The sequence below is a fragment of the Methylobacterium sp. Leaf99 genome, assembly GCF_001422375.1.
Taxonomy (GTDB): domain Bacteria; phylum Pseudomonadota; class Alphaproteobacteria; order Rhizobiales; family Beijerinckiaceae; genus Methylobacterium.
Window position 1 is genome coordinate 185550 of sequence record NZ_LMMU01000007.1, and the last position, 17513, is coordinate 203062.

The following is a 17513-nucleotide window of genomic DNA, read 5'->3' on the forward strand; positions in this document are numbered from 1 at the left end:
GGCCTCAGGCCGGGCCGTCTTCGCGCGGGTCCTCCGGACAGGTCTTGGGTGAATGGCAAACGTCGTCGTCGTAGGCGCCCAGTGGGGTGACGAAGGCAAGGGCAAGATCGTCGACTGGCTCTCCGAGCAGGCCGACGTGGTGGTCCGCTTCCAGGGCGGCCACAATGCCGGCCACACCCTCGTCATCAACGGCGTGACCTACAAGCTCGCCCTGCTGCCCTCGGGCGTGGTGCGCGGCGGCAAGCTCTCGGTCATCGGCAACGGTGTCGTGGTCGATCCGTGGCACCTCGTCGACGAGATCGCCCGGCTCCAGGCCCAGGGCGTCGAGATCTCGCCCAAGACCCTGCGCATCGCCGACAACGCCACGCTGATCCTGCCGCTGCACCGCGAGCTCGACCATTTTCGCGAGACGTCGAATGCGGGCCTGAAGATCGGCACGACGAAGCGCGGCATCGGCCCGGCCTACGAGGACAAGGTCGGCCGCCGCGCCATCCGGGTCGTCGACCTCGCCGACGAGAGCACGCTCGCCGCCAAGATCGAGCGGGTGCTGACCCACCACAACGCCCTGCGCCGCGGCCTCGGGATCGAGGAGGTCGATGCCGACGCCCTCCTCGCCGAGCTGAAGGCCATCGCGCCGACCATCCTGCCCTACGCCGACACCGTCTGGAAGCTCCTCGACGAGGAGCGCCGGGCCGGCAAGCGCATCCTGTTCGAGGGGGCCCAGGGCGCCCTCCTCGATGTCGACCACGGCACCTACCCGTTCGTGACCTCGTCCAACATCGTGGCGGCCCAGGCCGCGACGGGGTCCGGCATGGGTCCGTCCGCCATCGGCTACGTGCTGGGCATCGCGAAAGCCTACACCACCCGCGTCGGCGAGGGCCCGTTCCCCACGGAGCTGTTCGACGAGATCGGCGAGACCATCGGCGCCAAGGGCCGCGAGTTCGGCGTCAACACCGGGCGCAAGCGCCGCTGCGGCTGGTTCGACGCCGTGCTGGTGCGCCAGACGGTGAAGACCTCGGGCATCGACGGCATCGCGCTGACCAAGCTCGACATCCTCGACGGGTTCGAGACCATCAAGGTCTGCACCGGCTACCGCCTCGGCGATCAGATCCTCGACCACCTGCCCGCCAACCAGGCGGCTCAGGCCAAGGTGGAGCCCATCTACGAGACCATCGAGGGCTGGACCGGCACCACCGCCGGCGCCCGCTCCTGGGCCGACCTGCCGGCCCAGGCGATCAAGTATGTGCGCCGCATCGAGGAACTGATCGGCGCGCCGGTGGCGCTGCTCTCGACCTCGCCGGAGCGCGACGACACCATCCTGATGCACAGCCCCTTCGAGGATTAACGCGTCTGAGAGGATGGGCGGCGCATCCGCTCCCGGGCGGGGGGCGCCGTCCCGCCCGAGAGCGAGCGGACCCCAGTCACGATGGCCGACTACTATCCCCTCCTGGCGCGCGCCCTCGAAGCGATGCCGGATCGCTCGCCGGCCCTGCGCAAGGCCGTCTACGAACGCGCGCGCAGCGCCCTGATCGGCCAGCTCCGTTCCCTCGACCCGCCCCTGTCGGACGCGGATATCGATCTCGAGGCCCGGGCCCTCGAGACCGCCATCGACCGCCTCGAGACCGAGCACGCCCCGCCGCCCGAGCCGGTGCGGGAGCCCGAGCCGCTCCCCGAACCCGCTCCGCCCGTCCCGGTGGAGACCCCGCTGGACCTGCCCGAAGCGACGCCGCCCGAGCCCGAGCCCGAACGGAAGCCCGAGCCCCTTCCCGCGGCCGCAGCGCCCGAGCCGGCCGCGCCGCCGTTCCTGCCCCCGGCGCCGCCGCCCGACCTCGGCGCGACGCCCTTCATGGCGCCGGAGCCGCCCGCCGGCCCGCCGATCATCCCGATCCAGGCCCGCAAGGGCCGGCCTTCGGCCGCCTCGCCCGCCGCGCCCGAACTTGTCGAGGCGCCGGCCGAATCCGCTCCGCCGGAGCCGACGGGGGCCGACCTCGTGGCCGATCCCTCCGGCGGGCGGCAGCGCCCGCGCATCGACGTGGTCTCGCCGCGCGCCGGCCGGTCGCGCCTGCTGCGCAACGCCGTGGTGGGCGCGGTGCTGTTCACGGTCATCGGCCTCATCGCCGTCGCGGCCTTCCTCCTGCGCGACAAGCCGGCGGACCTGCAGCCCGTCGCCGCCGAGCAGCAGGACGCGGTACCGGACGGGGCCGAGAGCAAGTACGCCGACCGCATCGGCGGCGAGGCCGTCACCCCGCCGGCCGCGCCGACGCGGGTCGCGCCGACGCCGGCGAGCCCCAACGCCGCCGCGCCCGACGTCACCGTGGCGCAGCGCGCCGTCCTCTACGAGGAGAACACTTCCGCCACCAACGCCCAGCCGACGACGATCCCGGGTCGGGTCCAGTGGCGGCTGGAGACGGTCAACGGCGAGCGTGGCCAGCCCCTGGAGACGGCCGTGCGGGCCAATGTCGAGTTTCCGGATGCCGGAATCAGCCTTGCGATGACCCTCAAGCGCAACCTCGACGCGACCCTGCCGGCCTCGCACACCATCGAGCTCGTCTTCACCACGGACAGCGCCAACGCCGCGCGCCGGACGGTGCAGGATATCGGACTGCTTCAGACCAAGGACGAGGAGAACACCCGCGGTTCGCCGGTCTCGGGACTGCCCGTGCGGGTCCGGGACAACCTGTTCCTCATCGGCCTGTCGTCCCTGCGCAACGACATCGACCGCAACACCGACATGCTGCTGCACCGGAACTGGATGGAGCTCGCCGTGAAGTTCAGCAGCGGCTCGCGGGCGATCCTCAACTTCGAGAAGGGCGCCGCCGGGACGCAGGTGCTGGAGAAAGCCTTCGCCCAGTGGCGCTGACGGACGGGGGCGGCCCGACGCATCGGGCCGCCCTCCGTTCGAACGGCGAGGCTCAGGCGTGGGCCGCCGCGCGCGGAGCCTCGCGGGACGCCAGGTTGCGCTTGACCGCCTCCTGGATCTTCTCGAAGGCGCGGACCTCGATCTGACGGACGCGCTCGCGCGACACGCCGAACTCGCCGGACAGATCCTCCAGGGTGATGGGGTCGTCGGCGAGGCGCCGCGCCTCGAAGATCCGGCGCTCGCGGGCGTTGAGGACCGAGAGGGCGTCGCGCAGGGCCGTGAGGCGGTTCTGCCCCTCTTCCTCGCGGGCCAGCACGGTCTCCTGGCTCGGGCTGTTGTCCACGAGCCAGTCCTGCCACTCGCCCTCGCCTTCCTCGCGCAGGGGGGCGTTGAGGGAGGTGTCGCCGGAGAGGCGACGGTTCATGTCGATCACCTCCTGCTCGGGCACGCCGAGCTTGACGGCGATCTGCGCCACCTGGTCCGGCTTGAGGTCGCCCTCTTCCAGGGCCGAGATCCGGCCCTTGGCCTTGCGCAGGTTGAAGAACAGCTTCTTCTGGTTGGCGGTGGTGCCCATCTTCACCAGGGACCACGAGCGCAGGATGTATTCCTGGATCGCCGCCTTGATCCACCACATGGCGTAGGTGGCGAGCCGGAAGCCCTTGTCGGGCTCGAAGCGCTTGACCGCCTGCATCAGGCCGACATTGCCCTCGGACACGACCTCGCCGATGGGCAGGCCGTAGCCGCGATAGCCCATGGCGATCTTGGCCACGAGGCGCAGGTGCGAGGTCACGAGGCGGTGGGCCGCGCCGCGGTCGCCTTTCTCCCGCCAGTCCTTCGCGAGCGTGAACTCCTCGTTCGGCTCCAGCATCGGAAACTTGCGGATCTCATCGAGGTAGCGCGACAGGCCACCCTCGGTGGCGAGCACGGGCAATGCGCCGGCCATGGTCTTATCTCCCTGAATGGTCCCCCGACGGGGCGGACCCGATTCGAACCGCCGCTCCCTTGAGCCGGCGTTCCGATTCCCCATTTCTACCGGGAAACGCGAAACGCCGGAAGCCGGTCCGGTGCACGAACATCGCAGTCAACGCGCGATGTCGCCGTTCGGTCATGGGTGGCACGAAACGCCGCGTCCGGCGGTGCCGTTCCGCACCCCCACCGGGCCGAGGCTTGACCGTGGCCGATGGGCCACGCCGGCCCTAGGTCGTCGCCCCCTTTTTCCGGAGGGCCGCCAGGAGCGCTTCCATTTCCGGCGGCAGCGGACTCTCGAAATGCAGGGTTTCCCCCGTGCGGGGATGGGCGAAGCCGAGGACGCTGGCATGCAGGGCCTGCCGCCCGAGGGACAGCAGGGCCGCGCGGGCTTCGTCCCCGAGGCGGGACGCCTTGGTCTTGAACGCGCTGCCGTAGACGGCGTCCCCGAGGAGCGGATGGCCGCGATGGCTCATGTGCACCCGGATCTGGTGGGTGCGGCCCGTCTCCAGCTCGCACCGGACCAGGGCGACGAGGCCCGTGGCGTCGAGGGCTTCCTCGACGTGGTAGTGGGTGATGGCCTCGCGCCCGGTCTCGCCTCGGACCACGGCGATCTTTTCGCGATTGCGGATGCTGCGGGCGAGGAACGCGTCGATGGTGCCGACGCGCGGCTCCGGCACGCCCCAGACCAGGGCACGGTAGACCCGCTCGAGGGGCCCGGTGCGGCCGTGATCGGCGAACTGCTCGGTCAGGCCCTTGTGGGCCCGGTCGTTCTTGGCCACCACCAGGAGCCCGCTGGTGTCCTTGTCGAGGCGGTGGACGATGCCCGGACGCCGGACCCCGCCGATGCCCGACAGGCTGTCGCCGCAATGGGCGATAAGGCCGTTGACCAGGGTGCCGGAATCGTGGCCGGGCGCTGGATGCACCACGAGGCCCGCCGGCTTGTCGATGACGATGAGGTCGTCGTCCTCGTAGACCACGACGAGGTCCTGGGTCTCGCCCCGCGGCGTCGGCGCGATCGCCGTCGGGATCGTCACGGCGAGTTCCGTGCCCGGCCCGACCTTCACCGACAGGTCGAGCACCACCGTTCCGTTGCGCGTCACCTGGCCCGTTCGGATGAGTTCCTGAAGGCGCGCCCGCGACACATCGGGAAACGCCCGCGCCAGGGCGCGGTCGAGGCGCTCCGGCGTCACATCGTCGGCGAGCGTCGCCCGACGGTCCTCTGGTTGCTGCAACGATCGTCCCTCCGCCTCGAAGATCGCGACCCGGACGGGCCACGTAAAATCACGTCCGGGGGCACTTGCCCCCTCGCGGGACCGTCGCTATACGATCGCCACACCGCCGGGAAGCTTCCCCCGCCGGACGGTCCCACGGGATCGGAACCACCCGGAAGCGACGCAGGCACCCGACGGGTGTCGCGTAGGATTGAAGACCGCGCCCATCGTCTAGCGGTTAGGACAGGTCCCTCTCACGGATCAGACCGGGGTTCGATTCCCCGTGGGCGCGCCAATCCACGATACTGGAATTCCAGATGTGTTCGAGGGCTTGGCAATCATACTTTGTATGTGGCTAAGTATCTCCTGGGCCGGTCAAGCTCGGTGAAATCGTATGCCGCCCGCATGACGCGGTGCGAAACGTCCAAGCGCCCCCAGGACCTTGCGAAATTCGGTATCGACCCGGCCCTGTGCTGCCCCGATGGCGCGCTGCCGCATCGAAAGTCTTGTGCGCGTTCTGTCGCAGCGCTTGCCTCCGATTAAGGATGGGTTACCATCGGCGCCTCCACAGCGTTCGACGTCTACCCCTCGAGACAAGGTGTTCGCCATGTCCCAGACGATTCGCGTCAAGCCGACCCACGACGGCACCTATACTGTCTATCGTGGCAGTGAGGTCTTGGTGAGCGGCCTCACCCGCCCGCAGGCCGAGCACTACGAAGCGAGCCTCGGCCTGCTTCCGTCCCTCGCCGCCGCACGGGGGCCGGCCACGCTCTCCGCCTGAAAAGAAATTTTCGCGGACAAAGAATTTTCACGCGTCGCCCGCACGCGGGCGGCGCTCACGACGGCGTCAGGCGCACCGGACCGAGATCGGCGATGAGGCCGGCTTCCGTGAGGCCCCGCGCCGCGCCGGTGATGCCGAACCCGTCCGGGCCCCGGACGATGGTGTAGAGGTAGTAGCTCGCCCGCCGGGTCGGACCGCCCTCGCGGGCCGAGGCGGAGGGACAGCCGACCACCGGCACGGGCCGGCCCCCCGGACCGGGCGCGAAATGCACGCTGCCGACGTGGTTGTGGCCGTGCAGGATGAGATCGGCCCCGGCCTGCGCGATCATCGCCATGAACGCCGCGGCATCCTTCAGTTCCCGCCCCGACGAGGCCCCGCCCGGATGGGGCGGATGGTGGATCATCACCACCCGGCACGGCGGCTCGGCCTCGGCGCCGAGGCGCTCCAGCATGCCGCGCGCCGCCACGATCTGCGGCGGGCCGAGGCGTCCGCTCGCCACGAAGGGTTTCGTCGGAATCGCCGAGGACAGGCCGATGAGGGCCACGGGGCCGCGCCGGCGCAGGTAGGGGAACACCCCCGGCGCGCCGTCGTCGTCCGTGGTCCAGGCGCCGCAGGCGGCGAGCAGACCTTCGAGGGAGCCGCGCACGTAGGCGTCGTGGTTGCCCGGCACGAAGCTCACGGCGTCCGGGTTGCCCAGGGCCTCCAAGAACACCCGCGAGGTCGCCCACTCGCTCGGCAGGCCGATGTTGCAGAGGTCGCCCGTGCAGGCGATGTGGTCGTGGGGCTGGCCCTGGAGATCGGCTACGAGGGCGGCGAGCAGATCCATGTCGTGGGCGTGCTTGCGGCCGCGCCGCCAGTTCACGTAGCCGGTGGCGCGCTTGCTGAAGAGCTGGCGCAGGCGCGGGCGCGGCAGCGGCCCGACATGCGGGTCGGTGATGTGGGCGAGGCGGAACATGCGTGTCCGTTTCGGCTGGGAAATTTCCTCCGCATCGCCACTCGCGTCCCCGGGGTCAACCCAGACTCCCGTCACGCGCTTCCGATCACGACGCCGGCCGCCAGGACGAGGGCGCCGCCCAGCACCACCTGCATGGCCGCCCGCCAGAAGGGTGTGGCCATGTAGCGCGTGCGGATGCCGGCGATGACGGCGAGTTCGACGACGACCACGACGATGGCGAGGCCCGTCGCCAGGGCGAACGCGTTCGGCCAGGTATCGGGGATGAGGTAGGGCAGCGTGTGCCCGAGGCCGCCCAAAGCGGTCATCGCCCCGCAGACGAGGCCGCGCATCCACGGCGAGCCGCGCCCGGTGATCGATCCGTTGTCCGACAGCGCCTCGGTGAAGCCCATGCTGATCCCGGCGCCGAGGGAGGCCGCGAGCCCGACAAGAAAGGTCGCTCCGTTGCTGTGCGTGGCGAAGGCCGCGGCGAAGATCGGCGCAAGGGTCGAGACCGAGCCGTCGATGAGGCCGGCCAGGGCCGGCTGTACGTAACGCAGGACATGGGCCCGGTGGGCCTCGGCGGCCGCGTCGAGGGCGGGGTTTTCGTCGCGGGCCGTTCTCGGATCGCGGAGTCTCCCCGGGTCGAGGGCGAGGGTCGGTAAGGGCGGCGCGGCGCCGGCATCCAGGATCATCGGACGGACTCCAGTTTGTATTTGTTCTAATCTATAGATTGGAACAGCTACAAACAATGGGGTTTTACCCTTGGTGGCCGGGATTTGAGGGTTGCAAGGGCGTCCGCCACCCGCGCAGGGCGGGTGCACGGCGTTGCGTCGGCCCGGGGAACGGCGCTAGACACCGCCCGGCGCCGGCCGGAGGCAGTCCTCTCCGGACCTCGCACCGGGTGGGTCGCGAGCGGCGCCGCGAAGGCGATCTCCATGAGTGTCCTCAAGCGCATCGGCCGCGCCCCGGCGGTCCAGCAGGCCCTCGGCCGTGTCGCCGGCGGCTACCTGCGCCTCGTGCGCGCCACCAACCGCTTTGCCGTGGAGCCGGCCGATCCCGATCCGTGGCTCGACGATCTCGGGCCGTTCATCGCCGGCATGTGGCACGGCCAGCATACGATGATCTCGTTCATGCGCCGGCCCCACGACCGCATCGCCACGATCATCTCCCGCTCGGCCGACGGCAACATCAACACCATCGCGCTGGAGCGCATGGGTGTGCGGGTGATCCGCGCGTCGGGGGCTCGCGGGCGGCCCGTGCGCGACGTCAAGGCCAAGGGCGGGGCCGAGGGCCTGCGTGCCATGCTGCGGGCCTTGAAGAACGGCGAATCCGTCGCCTTCAGCGCCGACGTGCCGAAGGTCTCGCGCCGGTGCGACGCCGGCATCCTGACGCTGGCCCGCTTCTCCGGCCGGCCCATCGTGCCCGTGGCCGTGGTCACGAGCCGCCACCTGCGGCTCAACAGCTGGGACCGCGCCTGCTTCGGCCTGCCGTTCGGCCGGGGCGCCATGGTGTTCGGGACGCCGATCCGGGTGCCGCGCGACGCCGAGCCCGAGGCGTTCGAGGTTTTGCGCCTGGCGGTGGAGGCCGAGATGAACCGCGTCCACGACCGCGCCTACACCCTCGTGGGGCGCCCCGACCGCGTCGGACCTCCCGCATGAAGCCGCCCGTGACCAAGGCCCCGCCCCTGACGGCGATCCTGAAGCTCTATCGCTACGGCCTCATGGTCGGCGAGCCGGCGGTGGCCGGCCTGCTGGCGTGGCGCTCGCGTCAGGGCAAGGAGGACCCCGGCCGCCTGCCCGAGCGCCGGGGCCTGCCGGGACGCGCCCGCCCCATCGGCCGCCTCGTCTGGATGCACGGGGCCAGCGTCGGCGAGATCCTCTCCCTCGTCGGCCTCGTCGACGGCATGATCGCCCGGGGCTTCTCCGTCCTCGTCACCACGGGCACCCGCAGCGCCGCCGACCTCATCGGCAGCCGCCTCCCCTCCGGGGCCGTGCATCAGTACGTGCCCCTCGACGCGCCGCGCTGGGTCGGGCGCTTCCTCGACCATTGGCGCCCGGACCTCGCCCTCGTGGCCGAATCCGAGATCTGGCCCAACACCCTCGTCGGCCTGCACGCCCGCGCGATCCCCCTCATCCTCGTCAACGGGCGGATGTCCGCGCGCTCGTACAAGGGCTGGGGCCGCAGCCCGCGCACGGCCCGCGCCCTCCTGTCGCGCATCGCCGTCTGCCTCGCGCAGACGGACGAGGATGCGGCGCGCTTCGCCCGGCTCGGAGCCCCCCGGGTCAGCGTCTCGGGCAACCTCAAATACGATTCCGACGTGCCCCCCGTGGACGAGCAGCAGCTGGCCCACCTGCGCGACTGCGTCGGCGACCGCCCGGTCTGGGTCGCGGCCAGCACCCATCCGGGCGAGGACGCCGTGGCGGCCCGCGTCCATGCGGCCCTGAAACGGCGCTGGCCGACGCTCCTCACCATCGTGGTGCCGCGCCATCCCCATCGCGGCGGCGACGTCGTCGCCCGCGCCGCGACGGAAGGCCTGCGCAGCGCCCGGCGCTCCCAGGGCGGACGCCCGCACGGGGACGTCGACCTCTACGTCGCCGACACCCTCGGCGAGCTCGGCCTGTTCTACCGCCTGACCGCGCTGGTCTACCTCGGCGGCTCCCTGGTGGAGCGGGGCGGGCAGAACCCCATCGAGCCGACGCGGCTGGGCGCCGCCGTCCTGCACGGCCCCCACATCTTCAACTTCACCCAGGTCTACCGGGCCCTCGACGGGGCCCGCGGCGCCCGCTGCGTCGCCGACGAGGCCGAGCTCACGGCGGCCCTCGCCGACCTCCTCGCCGATCCGACCCGCATCGACGCCATGGTCCGGGCGGGGGCGGCGGCGCTGGCGCCGTTCGAGGGCGCCGTCGACCGCACCCTGGCGGTGCTCGATCCCTTCATCGCGCAGATGCGGCTCACCGCCCTGGCGGCCCAGTGAGCCCGGCCTGATGCGGCCCCCGGCCTTCTGGCATGCCGGACCGGGGCACCCCGCCGCGCGGGCGCTGGCGCCCCTCGCCGCCCTCTACGGCCGCCGCAGCGCCGCGCGGATGGACCGGCCGGGCGCGGCCGGCCCCTGCCCCATCCTGTGCGTCGGCAATTTCACCCTCGGCGGCGCCGGCAAGACGCCGACCGCCCTGGCCCTGGCCGGATTCCTGCGCGGCCTCGGCGCCGCTCCCGCCTTCCTGACCCGCGGCTACGGCGGGCGCCTCGCCGGCCCGGTCCGCGTCGATCCCCACCGGCACGGAGCCGCCGACACCGGCGACGAGCCCCTGCTGCTGGCCCGCCACGCTGCCACCATCGTGGCGCGTGACCGGTCGGCCGGGGCGCGCCTCTGCGTCGCCCACGGCGCCGACGTGATCGTCATGGACGACGGGCTCCAGAACCCGGCGCTGGCCAAGGATCTCGCCCTCGCGGTGGTGGATGCCGGCGGGGGCGTCGGCAACGGGCTCGTGTTCCCGGCCGGCCCCCTCCGGGTGCCGCTGGCCCGGCAATGGCGCCACATCCACGGCCTCGTCCTCATCGGCGACGGCGCAGGGGGCGAGGCCGTGGCCGGGGAAGCCGCCCGGCGCGGCCTGCCGGTGCACCGCGCCCACCTCGTCCCCGGAGGCGACTGGGCCGGGCGCCGGGTCCTGGCCTTCGCCGGGATCGGCCGACCCGAAAAAATGTTCGCGACCCTTCGCGAGGCCGGCGCCGACCTCGCCGGCACACGCGCCTTCGCCGACCACCATCCCTACACGCGCGCCGAGCTCGATGCCCTCTCGGCCGAGGCGGCGCGCCTCGGGGCCGACCTCGTCACCACCCACAAGGACCATGTCCGCTTGCCGCCGGCTTTTTCCGGCCGTGTCGCGATCCTGCCCGTGACCCTCGAATTTCGGGAGTCCCGCCCCCTCCTCGCGCAGCTCGCGAAAAGTCTCGGCCGGCCCTGACTGTCCGGCGCAACGGCGAAGAACTGTCCCTGGCCCGGAGCGTGCTGCGAGCTTAGCCTTGGGTCATGCCCGACCTGTCCAGCCTCCTCGCCTTCGCCCTCGTCTCCCTCGGCCTGGTGCTGACGCCGGGGCCGAACATGATCTACCTCGTCTCGCGCTCCATCGCCCAGGGGCCCCACGCCGGTCTGATCTCGCTGGGCGGCGTGGCGCTGGGCTTCGTCGTCTACATGCTGTGCGCGGCCTTCGGCATCACCGCCCTGCTGCTGGCCGTGCCGTTCGCCTACGACACCCTGCGCTGGGCCGGAGCGGCCTACCTGCTCTATCTCGCCTGGCAGGCCGTGCGGCCGGGCGGGCGCAGCCCGTTCGCGGCGCGTTCCCTGCCTCATGATGGCCCCGGCCGGCTGTTCGCCATGGGGTTCGTCACCAACCTGCTGAACCCCAAGATCGCGGTGATGTACCTGTCGCTGCTGCCGCAGTTCATCGATCCCGCGCGGGGCAGCGTCCTCGCCCAGGCGCTGATCCTCGGCGCGATCCAGATCGTGGTGAGCGTCGGCGTCAACGCCCTCATCGCCGTCGGTGCCGGATCGGTGTCCGCGTTCCTCGGCGGCCGCCCGGCCTGGCAGGTGGCGCAACGCTGGCTCATGGGCACGGTGCTGGCCGGCCTCGCCCTGCGCATGGCCGCCGAATCGCGGCGCTGAGATCGACCATCCCGTAGCAGTTTTGACCGACGCGTGGGGCGCGGCGGGCTCCCTCTCCTTCCAGGCTACTGGATTCACACAAATGCGAACGAGCCGATCTCGTGCAGAGACAGGGCACCTGACGGCATCCGGATGCGGGCGTGAGGCTCACGGGTGCTCCCTCTCCTGGAAGGAGAGGGTTGGGGTGAGGTGTGCGGACTCTCCGGAATAGTCACACACCTCACCCTGTCCCTCTCCTTCCAGGAGAGGGGACCCGAGCATCCCGTGAGATGCCGAAATCCCGCGGCGTTCAGGAGCGTCAGCGCGGGCCGAGCGCCTTGGCGAAGGCGTTCAGGTTGCTGCGCATCATCGCCACGTAGGTCGGTGCCGGTCCGTTCGGGCCTGACAGGGCGTCGGAATAGACCTTGCCGCCGATGGCGGCCCCGCTCTCGCGGGCGATCTGCTCCATGAGGCGCGGATCGGCGATGGTCTCGAGGAACACCGCCGGAATCTTCTCCGCCCGGATCTGCCGGACGATGCGGGCCACGTCGCGCGGGCTCGCCTCGCTGTCCGTCGAGACCCCCTGCGGCGCGATGAAGGTGAGGCCGTAGGCGGCGGTGAAGTAGCCGAAGGCGTCGTGGGTGGTGATGATCCGGCGCTGCGCGGGGGGGATTTTCGCGATGGTGGCGCGGACCTCGCCCTCCAGGGCGTCGAGCTCGGCGAGATAGGCCGTGGCGCGGGCGGCGTAGTCCGCCGCATGGGCCGGATCGCGCTTGGCCAGACCGTCGCGGATGTTGGCGACGTAGACCTTGGCGTTGGCGATGCTCTGCCACGCATGCGGGTCGGCGTGATGGTCGTGGGCATGGCCGTGGCCGTGGTCGTCTGCTTCCTCGATGGCCTTGATCCCCTTCGAGGCCACCACCACGGGCGCCTTGGCACCGGACGCCTTGATCAGGCGGTCGATCCAGCCCTCCAGGCCGAGGCCGTTGACGACGACGAGGTCGGCCGCCGCCAGGGTGCGGGCGTCACCGGGGGCAGGGGCGTAGCCGTGGGCGTCGGCATCGGGCTTGACCAGGGTCGTCACCCGCACGCGGTCGCCGCCGACTTGGGCGGCGAGGTCGCCCAGGATCGAGAACGTCGCCACCACGCCGAGTTTTTCGGTGTCCGCCAGGGCTGGCCGCACGCCGCAGAGGACGGCGAGCAGCAGGACGAACGCCATCGGCAGTCCGGTCGAGGGGCGTCCACGGGGCATCGGCAAAAGTCCTCGGTTCAGGGTATTTCAGCCAGTAATGTAACATTATCACATTGCCAAGCCTGGATGCCTCGACTTGATCTCTCGCCCCCCCGGCCGCAAACACCGGCCGGGCCTGTGTGCAAGGGCATTGGGACTTACGAAAAAGCATGGCGCGTCGGCCGCTCCTGAGGGGTGACACCCTCCCCCTCCTCGGCCGCGTCTGGCGCGAATGGCTGAGCCCCCACCGGGCGACCCTCGCCGTGGTCCTCGTGCTCATCGCCATCGTGGGCGCCGCGACGGGGTTCTACCCGGCCCTGATCAAGGGCGCCTTCGACGCCTTCGACGGCAAGGACACGGCGGCCCTCGCCTACGGTCCCCTCATCGTCATCGCCATCACGTCGATCCGGGGCTTCGCCCTGTTCGGCCAGACGGTGCTGACCAACCGGGTGGTGACGCGGGTCGAGGCCGACATGCAGGCGGCGCTCTACGCCCACCTCATCGATTCGGACCTGGCCCAGCTCGGCCGCGAGAGCCCGGCCGCCTTCACCCAGCGCTTCACCACGGATTTCGCCTTCATCAAGGAGGCGCTCACCCGCATCTCCACGGTGCTCCTGCGCGACATCGCCATGCTCATCGCCCTGGTGGCGGCGCTCGTCTGGATGGACCCGCTCCTGACCCTGGTGGCGGGCGTCACCGTGCCGTTCGTCGCCGGACCCATCGGCCGCGTCGGCAAGAAGCTGCGACGGGTCTCGACGACGACGCAGGAGCAGATGGGGCTGACCGCGAGCCTCATCTCCGAGAGCCTGCAGGGTGCGCGCATCGCCAAGACCTACGCCCTCGAAGGCTACCTCAAGGGCCGGGCGCAGGGCGCCTTCGACGAGGTGCGGCGCCTCAAGATGAAGGCCGCCAACGCGCGCGGGCGCCTCGATCCCCTGCTTGAGATCGGCGGCGGCTTCGCCGTGGCCGCCGTGCTGGTGCTGGTCGGGCAGCGGGTGATGTCGGGCGAGCGCACGGTGGGGGATTTCACCGGCTACGTCGCCGCCCTCCTGCTCGCCGCCCAGCCGGCCCGGGCGCTCGGCACCCTCAACGCCATCCTGCAGGAGGCGGGCGCGGCCCTGCAGCGCTACTTCGCCCTCATGGACGAGGCGCCGCTGATCCGCGAGGCGGCGGATGCCAAGGCGTTGCAGGTCGCGGGCGGGGCGATCCGCTTCACCGACGTGCGCTTCCGCTATCGCCCCGACGCGCCGGCCCTGGAGGGCATCGACCTCGCCGTGCCGGCCGGCGCCACCGTGGCCCTCGTGGGGCGCTCGGGCTCGGGCAAGTCCTCGCTCCTCAACCTGGTGCCGCGCCTCTACGACGTCGAGGCCGGGGCGGTGTCCATCGACGGGCAGGACATCCGCGGCGTCACCCTCGCGTCCCTGCGCCGGGCCGTCGCGGTGGTGTCCCAGGAGGTGGTGCTGTTCGACGACACCATCGCGGCCAATATCGGCTTCGGGCGACCGGGGGCGAGCCGGGCCGAGATCGAGGCGGCGGCGGAGGCGGCGGCGGCCCACGGCTTCGTCGCGCGCCTGCCCGAGGGCTACGAGTTCCGCGTCGGCCCCGCGGGCGGGCGCCTGTCGGGGGGCGAGCGCCAGCGCATCTCGCTGGCCCGCGCCTTCCTCAAGGACGCGCCGATCCTCCTCCTCGACGAGGCGACGAGCGCGCTGGATAGCGAATCCGAGCGCCTCGTTCAGGCCGCGCTCCTGCGCCTCATGCGCGGGCGCACCACCCTCGTCATCGCCCACCGCCTCTCGACGGTGCGCGACGCCGACCTCATCGTGGTGATGGAGGCCGGCCGCGTCGCCGAGACCGGCACCCACGACGACCTGATGCGCCGCGGCGGCGCCTATGCCCGCCTGCACCGGATGCAGCTCTCGGGCGATGCGCCCGACGAGACCCTGGCGCCCTGAGGCGAACGGGCGCCGAACGCGTTCACCCCATCGCAAGCGCGGCGGAGGGCCGGACCCGATGACTCAAGAATCCTACGGCCGCACGAAGGACGGACACGCCGTCTCGTGCTACACCCTCGCGCGGGGACGCCTCACCGTGCAGATCCTCGATTACGGCGGGATCGTCACCCGGATCGAGGCGCCCGACCGCGCGGGCCGGATCGCCAACGTGGTCCTGGGCGCCGCCGACCTCGCCGGCTACGAGGCCAGCGACGCGCATTTCGGTGCCCTCATCGGGCGCTACGCCAACCGCATCGCGAACGGCCGGTTCAGCCTCGACGGTCAAGTCTACGACCTTCCCCGCAACGAGGGCCGCAACACCATGCATGGCGGCCCGCGCGGGTTCGACCGCGCGGTCTGGCGCGTCGAGGCGGCCACCGGCACGGCGCTCACCCTCGCCCACCGCTCGCCCGACGGGGACCAGGGCTTTCCCGGCACCCTCGACGTGCGGGTGACCTACAGCCTGTCCGACGACGAGACCCTGTCCATCGCCTACGCAGCCGCGACCGACCGGCCGACGATCCTCAACCTGACCAACCACAGCTACTTCAACCTCGCCGGCGAGGGTGCGGGCAGCGTGCTCGATCACGCGGTCACGGTGGCGGCCGACGCGTATCTCACTGTCGACGAGAGCCAGATCCCCACGGGCGAGCGCCGTTCCGTCGCCGGCACCCCCTTCGATTTTCGCGCGGCCACGGCCCTCGGCGCCCGCATCCGCGCGGCCGACCCCCAGCTGATCCGGGGCCGCGGCTACGACCACACCTACGTCCTGCGCGACCCCGGTACCCTCCGCCCCGTCGCCACGGCCCACGATCCGTCGAGCGGCCGGCACCTCGCCGTCGCCACCACCGCGGCGGGCCTGCAGCTCTACACCGCCAACATGCTCGACGGCACGGTGACGGGCTCGGGCGGCGGGCTCTACCGCGCCGGGGACGCCGTGTGTTTCGAGGCGCAGGGGTTTCCCGACGCGCCGAACCATCCGGATTTCCCGAGCACCACCCTGCGTCCGGGCGAGCGGTTCGCGGCCCTCACCACCTACCGGTTCACCGTCCGATGACGGTCCTCGTCTACGCCGCCGCCGCCCTGTTCGAGATCGGCGGATGCTTCTCGGTCTGGGCCTGGCTGCGGCTCGGACGCTCGGCCTGGTGGCTCGTGCCGGGGGCCGTGGCCCTGGGGCTGTTCGCCTGGCTCCTCACCCGCGTCGAGAGCGAGGCGGCGGGCCGCGCCTACGCCGCCTATGGCGGCCTCTACATCGTCGCCTCGCTCCTGTGGATGTGGGGCGCGGAAGGCCAGCGACCCGACCGCTTCGACGGGTTGGGGGCCGCCCTGTGCCTCGCCGGCGCCGGGGTGATCCTCTACGGGCCCCGGGCCTGACGGGCGTCTCAACCTCGGGATGCAGCCGGGACACACCCCAGAAATTTGCACTGCAACATGCCTGGTTTGCACTGCGGTAGGTTGGCCCTGGAATTCGAATAGATCAAAACGACAATTGATCGACTTCGGCCAGCGAGATAGATATTTCCTATGTCACGACCCACTCAGCAGAATAACGGCGAGACGACCACGCTCAATCGCAGGAAACTGCTGGAGTTCCTGTCGGCCAGCCCGATCCTGGCGCCCGGTGCCGTCAGCGCCGTGGCCGGGTTCCTCGCCGCCGGCACGTCCGGCGCCCTGGCCCAGAGCTACGACGTCCTCCGGCAGGCCCCCGTCATGGACGGCGACCTCATCGCCAATCCGGCCCAGGCCCTCAACGTGTTCGATTTCGAGGCGGTGGCGAAGAAGGCCCTGCCCCCGGCCCATTACGGCTACCTCGCCAGCGGCGTCGACGGCGACGAGACCCTGAAGGCCAACCGCGACGGCTTCGAGAAGATCGCCATCCGCGCCCGCCGCCTCATCGACGTGCGCAAGATCGACACCACGGTGAAGATCTTCGGCGAGACCTGGGGCAGCCCCATCGCCCTGGCACCCATCAGCAGCCAGGGCGCGTTCCACCCCGAGGCCGAGGGCGCCGTCGCCCGCGCCTGCAAGGCGAAGAACCACCAGATGATCCTGTCCACCGTGGGCAGCACCTCCATCGAGGACGTGATCAAGGAGCGCGGCGCGCCGGTCTGGTACATGCTGTACCCCACCGACGACTGGGCCGTGACCGAGGCCCTGGTGAAGCGCGCCGAGAAGGCCGGCGCCCCCGCCATCGTCCTCACCGTCGACCGCCAGGGCGGCCGCAACACCGAGACCCTGTTCCGCGAACGCCGGAGCGACACCCGCACCTGCACCGACTGCCACACCCCCGGCTTCAAGAACGAGGTGAGCCGCAAGCCGATGTTCGACGACCTCGACGTGTCGAAGGTGACGAACCTCTACGGCACCGGCATGACCTGGGACTACGTCAAGCGCCTGCGCGGCATCGTGAAGGGCAAGCTCGTCCTCAAGGGTATCGTCACCCACGAGGACGCCAAGAAGGCCCTGGAATACGGCGTCGACGCGCTCATCGTCTCGAACCACGGCGGCCGCGCCGAGGAGAGCCTGCAATCGACCATCGGCGTCCTGCCCGAGATCGTGTCGGCCGTGAACGGCAAGGTCCCGGTCCTCATCGACGGCGGGTTCCGCCGCGGCACCGACGTGATCAAGGCCCTGGCGCTCGGCGCCACCGCCGTCTGCGTCGGGCGTCCCTACGCCTGGGGCCTCGCCGCCTTCGGCCAGCCCGGCGTCGAGATGGTGCTGACCCTCATGCAGCGCGAGTTCGAGACGATCATGCGCCAGGTCGGTGCGACGAAGATCGCCGAGATCAACGCCGCCAGCGTCAGCCGCGTCTAGTTTTCGCCGCGCGAGGCGGGACCCGGCCCCGCCTCGAGATCGGGTCCCGCACAACGAAAACCGCCCCGGGGTGTCCCTCCGGG

General features: G+C 71.4%; 15 protein-coding genes, 1 tRNA gene and 1 pseudogene. 12 read left to right on the forward strand and 5 right to left on the reverse strand.

Annotated elements, in window-relative coordinates; genetic code table 11:
* Positions 1 to 52: 52 nt before the first annotated feature.
* A complete protein-coding gene (locus tag ASF28_RS11930; RefSeq protein ID WP_056092522.1) occupies positions 53 to 1345 on the forward strand; it encodes an adenylosuccinate synthase in 1293 nt (430 codons plus the stop codon).
* 81 nt (positions 1346 to 1426) lie between these two features.
* Positions 1427 to 2860, forward strand: a complete 1434-nt coding sequence (locus tag ASF28_RS11935; protein WP_056092524.1) for a hypothetical protein — start codon at positions 1427 to 1429, stop codon at positions 2858 to 2860.
* 52 nt (positions 2861 to 2912) lie between these two features.
* Here the strand turns inward: ASF28_RS11935 and rpoH are convergent, their stop codons facing one another.
* A complete protein-coding gene (rpoH, locus tag ASF28_RS11940) occupies positions 2913 to 3803 on the reverse strand; it encodes an RNA polymerase sigma factor RpoH (RefSeq protein ID WP_056092527.1) in 891 nt (296 codons plus the stop codon).
* 253 nt (positions 3804 to 4056) lie between these two features.
* On the reverse strand, positions 4057 to 5061 hold the full coding sequence (locus ASF28_RS11945) for an RluA family pseudouridine synthase (protein WP_056092530.1): 1005 nt from the start codon (positions 5059 to 5061) through the stop codon (positions 4057 to 4059).
* Positions 5062 to 5260: 199 nt separating this feature from the next.
* Here ASF28_RS11945 and ASF28_RS11950 point away from each other — a divergent pair.
* Both ASF28_RS11950 and ASF28_RS22990 read left to right on the forward strand, forming a co-directional pair.
* Positions 5261 to 5335: transfer RNA gene (locus ASF28_RS11950), tRNA-Glu, on the forward strand.
* A 312-nt stretch (positions 5336 to 5647) separates the two neighbouring features.
* The gene (locus ASF28_RS22990) at positions 5648 to 5821 is read left to right on the forward strand and encodes a hypothetical protein (RefSeq protein ID WP_187273080.1); all 174 of its coding nucleotides are present in this window, start codon (positions 5648 to 5650) and stop codon (positions 5819 to 5821) included.
* 55 nt (positions 5822 to 5876) lie between these two features.
* Here ASF28_RS22990 and ASF28_RS11960 read toward each other — a convergent pair whose 3' ends face one another.
* A complete protein-coding gene (locus ASF28_RS11960) occupies positions 5877 to 6776 on the reverse strand; it encodes a metallophosphoesterase family protein (RefSeq protein WP_056092536.1) in 900 nt (299 codons plus the stop codon).
* A gap of 71 nt (positions 6777 to 6847) precedes the next feature.
* Positions 6848 to 7324: pseudogene (locus tag ASF28_RS11965) on the reverse strand (VIT1/CCC1 transporter family protein); the annotation flags it as partial.
* A 366-nt stretch (positions 7325 to 7690) separates the two neighbouring features.
* Between ASF28_RS11965 and ASF28_RS11970 the strand changes: the two are divergent.
* From ASF28_RS11970 to ASF28_RS11985, 4 genes are all read left to right on the forward strand, one after another.
* A complete protein-coding gene (locus ASF28_RS11970; protein WP_056092539.1) occupies positions 7691 to 8413 on the forward strand; it encodes a lysophospholipid acyltransferase family protein in 723 nt (240 codons plus the stop codon).
* The gene (locus ASF28_RS11975) at positions 8410 to 9729 is read left to right on the forward strand and encodes a 3-deoxy-D-manno-octulosonic acid transferase (protein WP_056092542.1); all 1320 of its coding nucleotides are present in this window, start codon (positions 8410 to 8412) and stop codon (positions 9727 to 9729) included. Before ASF28_RS11970 ends, ASF28_RS11975 begins: the two co-directional genes overlap by 4 nt.
* Before the next feature lie 10 nt (positions 9730 to 9739).
* Positions 9740 to 10717 carry a tetraacyldisaccharide 4'-kinase gene (gene lpxK, locus ASF28_RS11980; protein WP_056092546.1) on the forward strand — a complete coding sequence of 326 codons (978 nt, stop codon included), beginning with the start codon at positions 9740 to 9742 and terminating at the stop codon, positions 10715 to 10717.
* 65 nt (positions 10718 to 10782) lie between these two features.
* Entirely contained in the window at positions 10783 to 11415 is a 633-nt protein-coding gene (locus ASF28_RS11985) for a LysE family translocator (RefSeq protein ID WP_056092549.1), read from the forward strand.
* Between the two features lie 298 nt (positions 11416 to 11713).
* On the opposite strand, the gene ASF28_RS11990 is transcribed toward ASF28_RS11985, so the two are convergent.
* On the reverse strand, positions 11714 to 12646 hold the full coding sequence (locus ASF28_RS11990) for a metal ABC transporter solute-binding protein, Zn/Mn family (protein ID WP_056092552.1): 933 nt from the start codon (positions 12644 to 12646) through the stop codon (positions 11714 to 11716).
* Positions 12647 to 12795: 149 nt separating this feature from the next.
* Here ASF28_RS11990 and ASF28_RS11995 point away from each other — a divergent pair, with 149 nt between their 5' ends.
* The 4 genes from ASF28_RS11995 (at position 12796) to ASF28_RS12010 (ending at position 17430) form a co-directional block, all read left to right on the forward strand.
* Positions 12796 to 14577, forward strand: a complete 1782-nt coding sequence (locus ASF28_RS11995; protein WP_056092555.1) for an ABC transporter ATP-binding protein — start codon at positions 12796 to 12798, stop codon at positions 14575 to 14577.
* 58 nt (positions 14578 to 14635) lie between these two features.
* Complete coding sequence (locus tag ASF28_RS12000; protein ID WP_056092558.1) at positions 14636 to 15673, forward strand: aldose epimerase family protein; 1038 nt, start codon at positions 14636 to 14638, stop codon at positions 15671 to 15673.
* On the forward strand, positions 15670 to 15990 hold the full coding sequence (locus tag ASF28_RS12005) for a YnfA family protein (RefSeq protein WP_056092561.1): 321 nt from the start codon (positions 15670 to 15672) through the stop codon (positions 15988 to 15990). Before ASF28_RS12000 ends, ASF28_RS12005 begins: the two co-directional genes overlap by 4 nt.
* Positions 15991 to 16140: 150 nt before the next feature.
* On the forward strand, positions 16141 to 17430 hold the full coding sequence (locus ASF28_RS12010; protein WP_056092562.1) for an alpha-hydroxy acid oxidase: 1290 nt from the start codon (positions 16141 to 16143) through the stop codon (positions 17428 to 17430).
* Positions 17431 to 17513 lie beyond the last annotated feature (83 nt).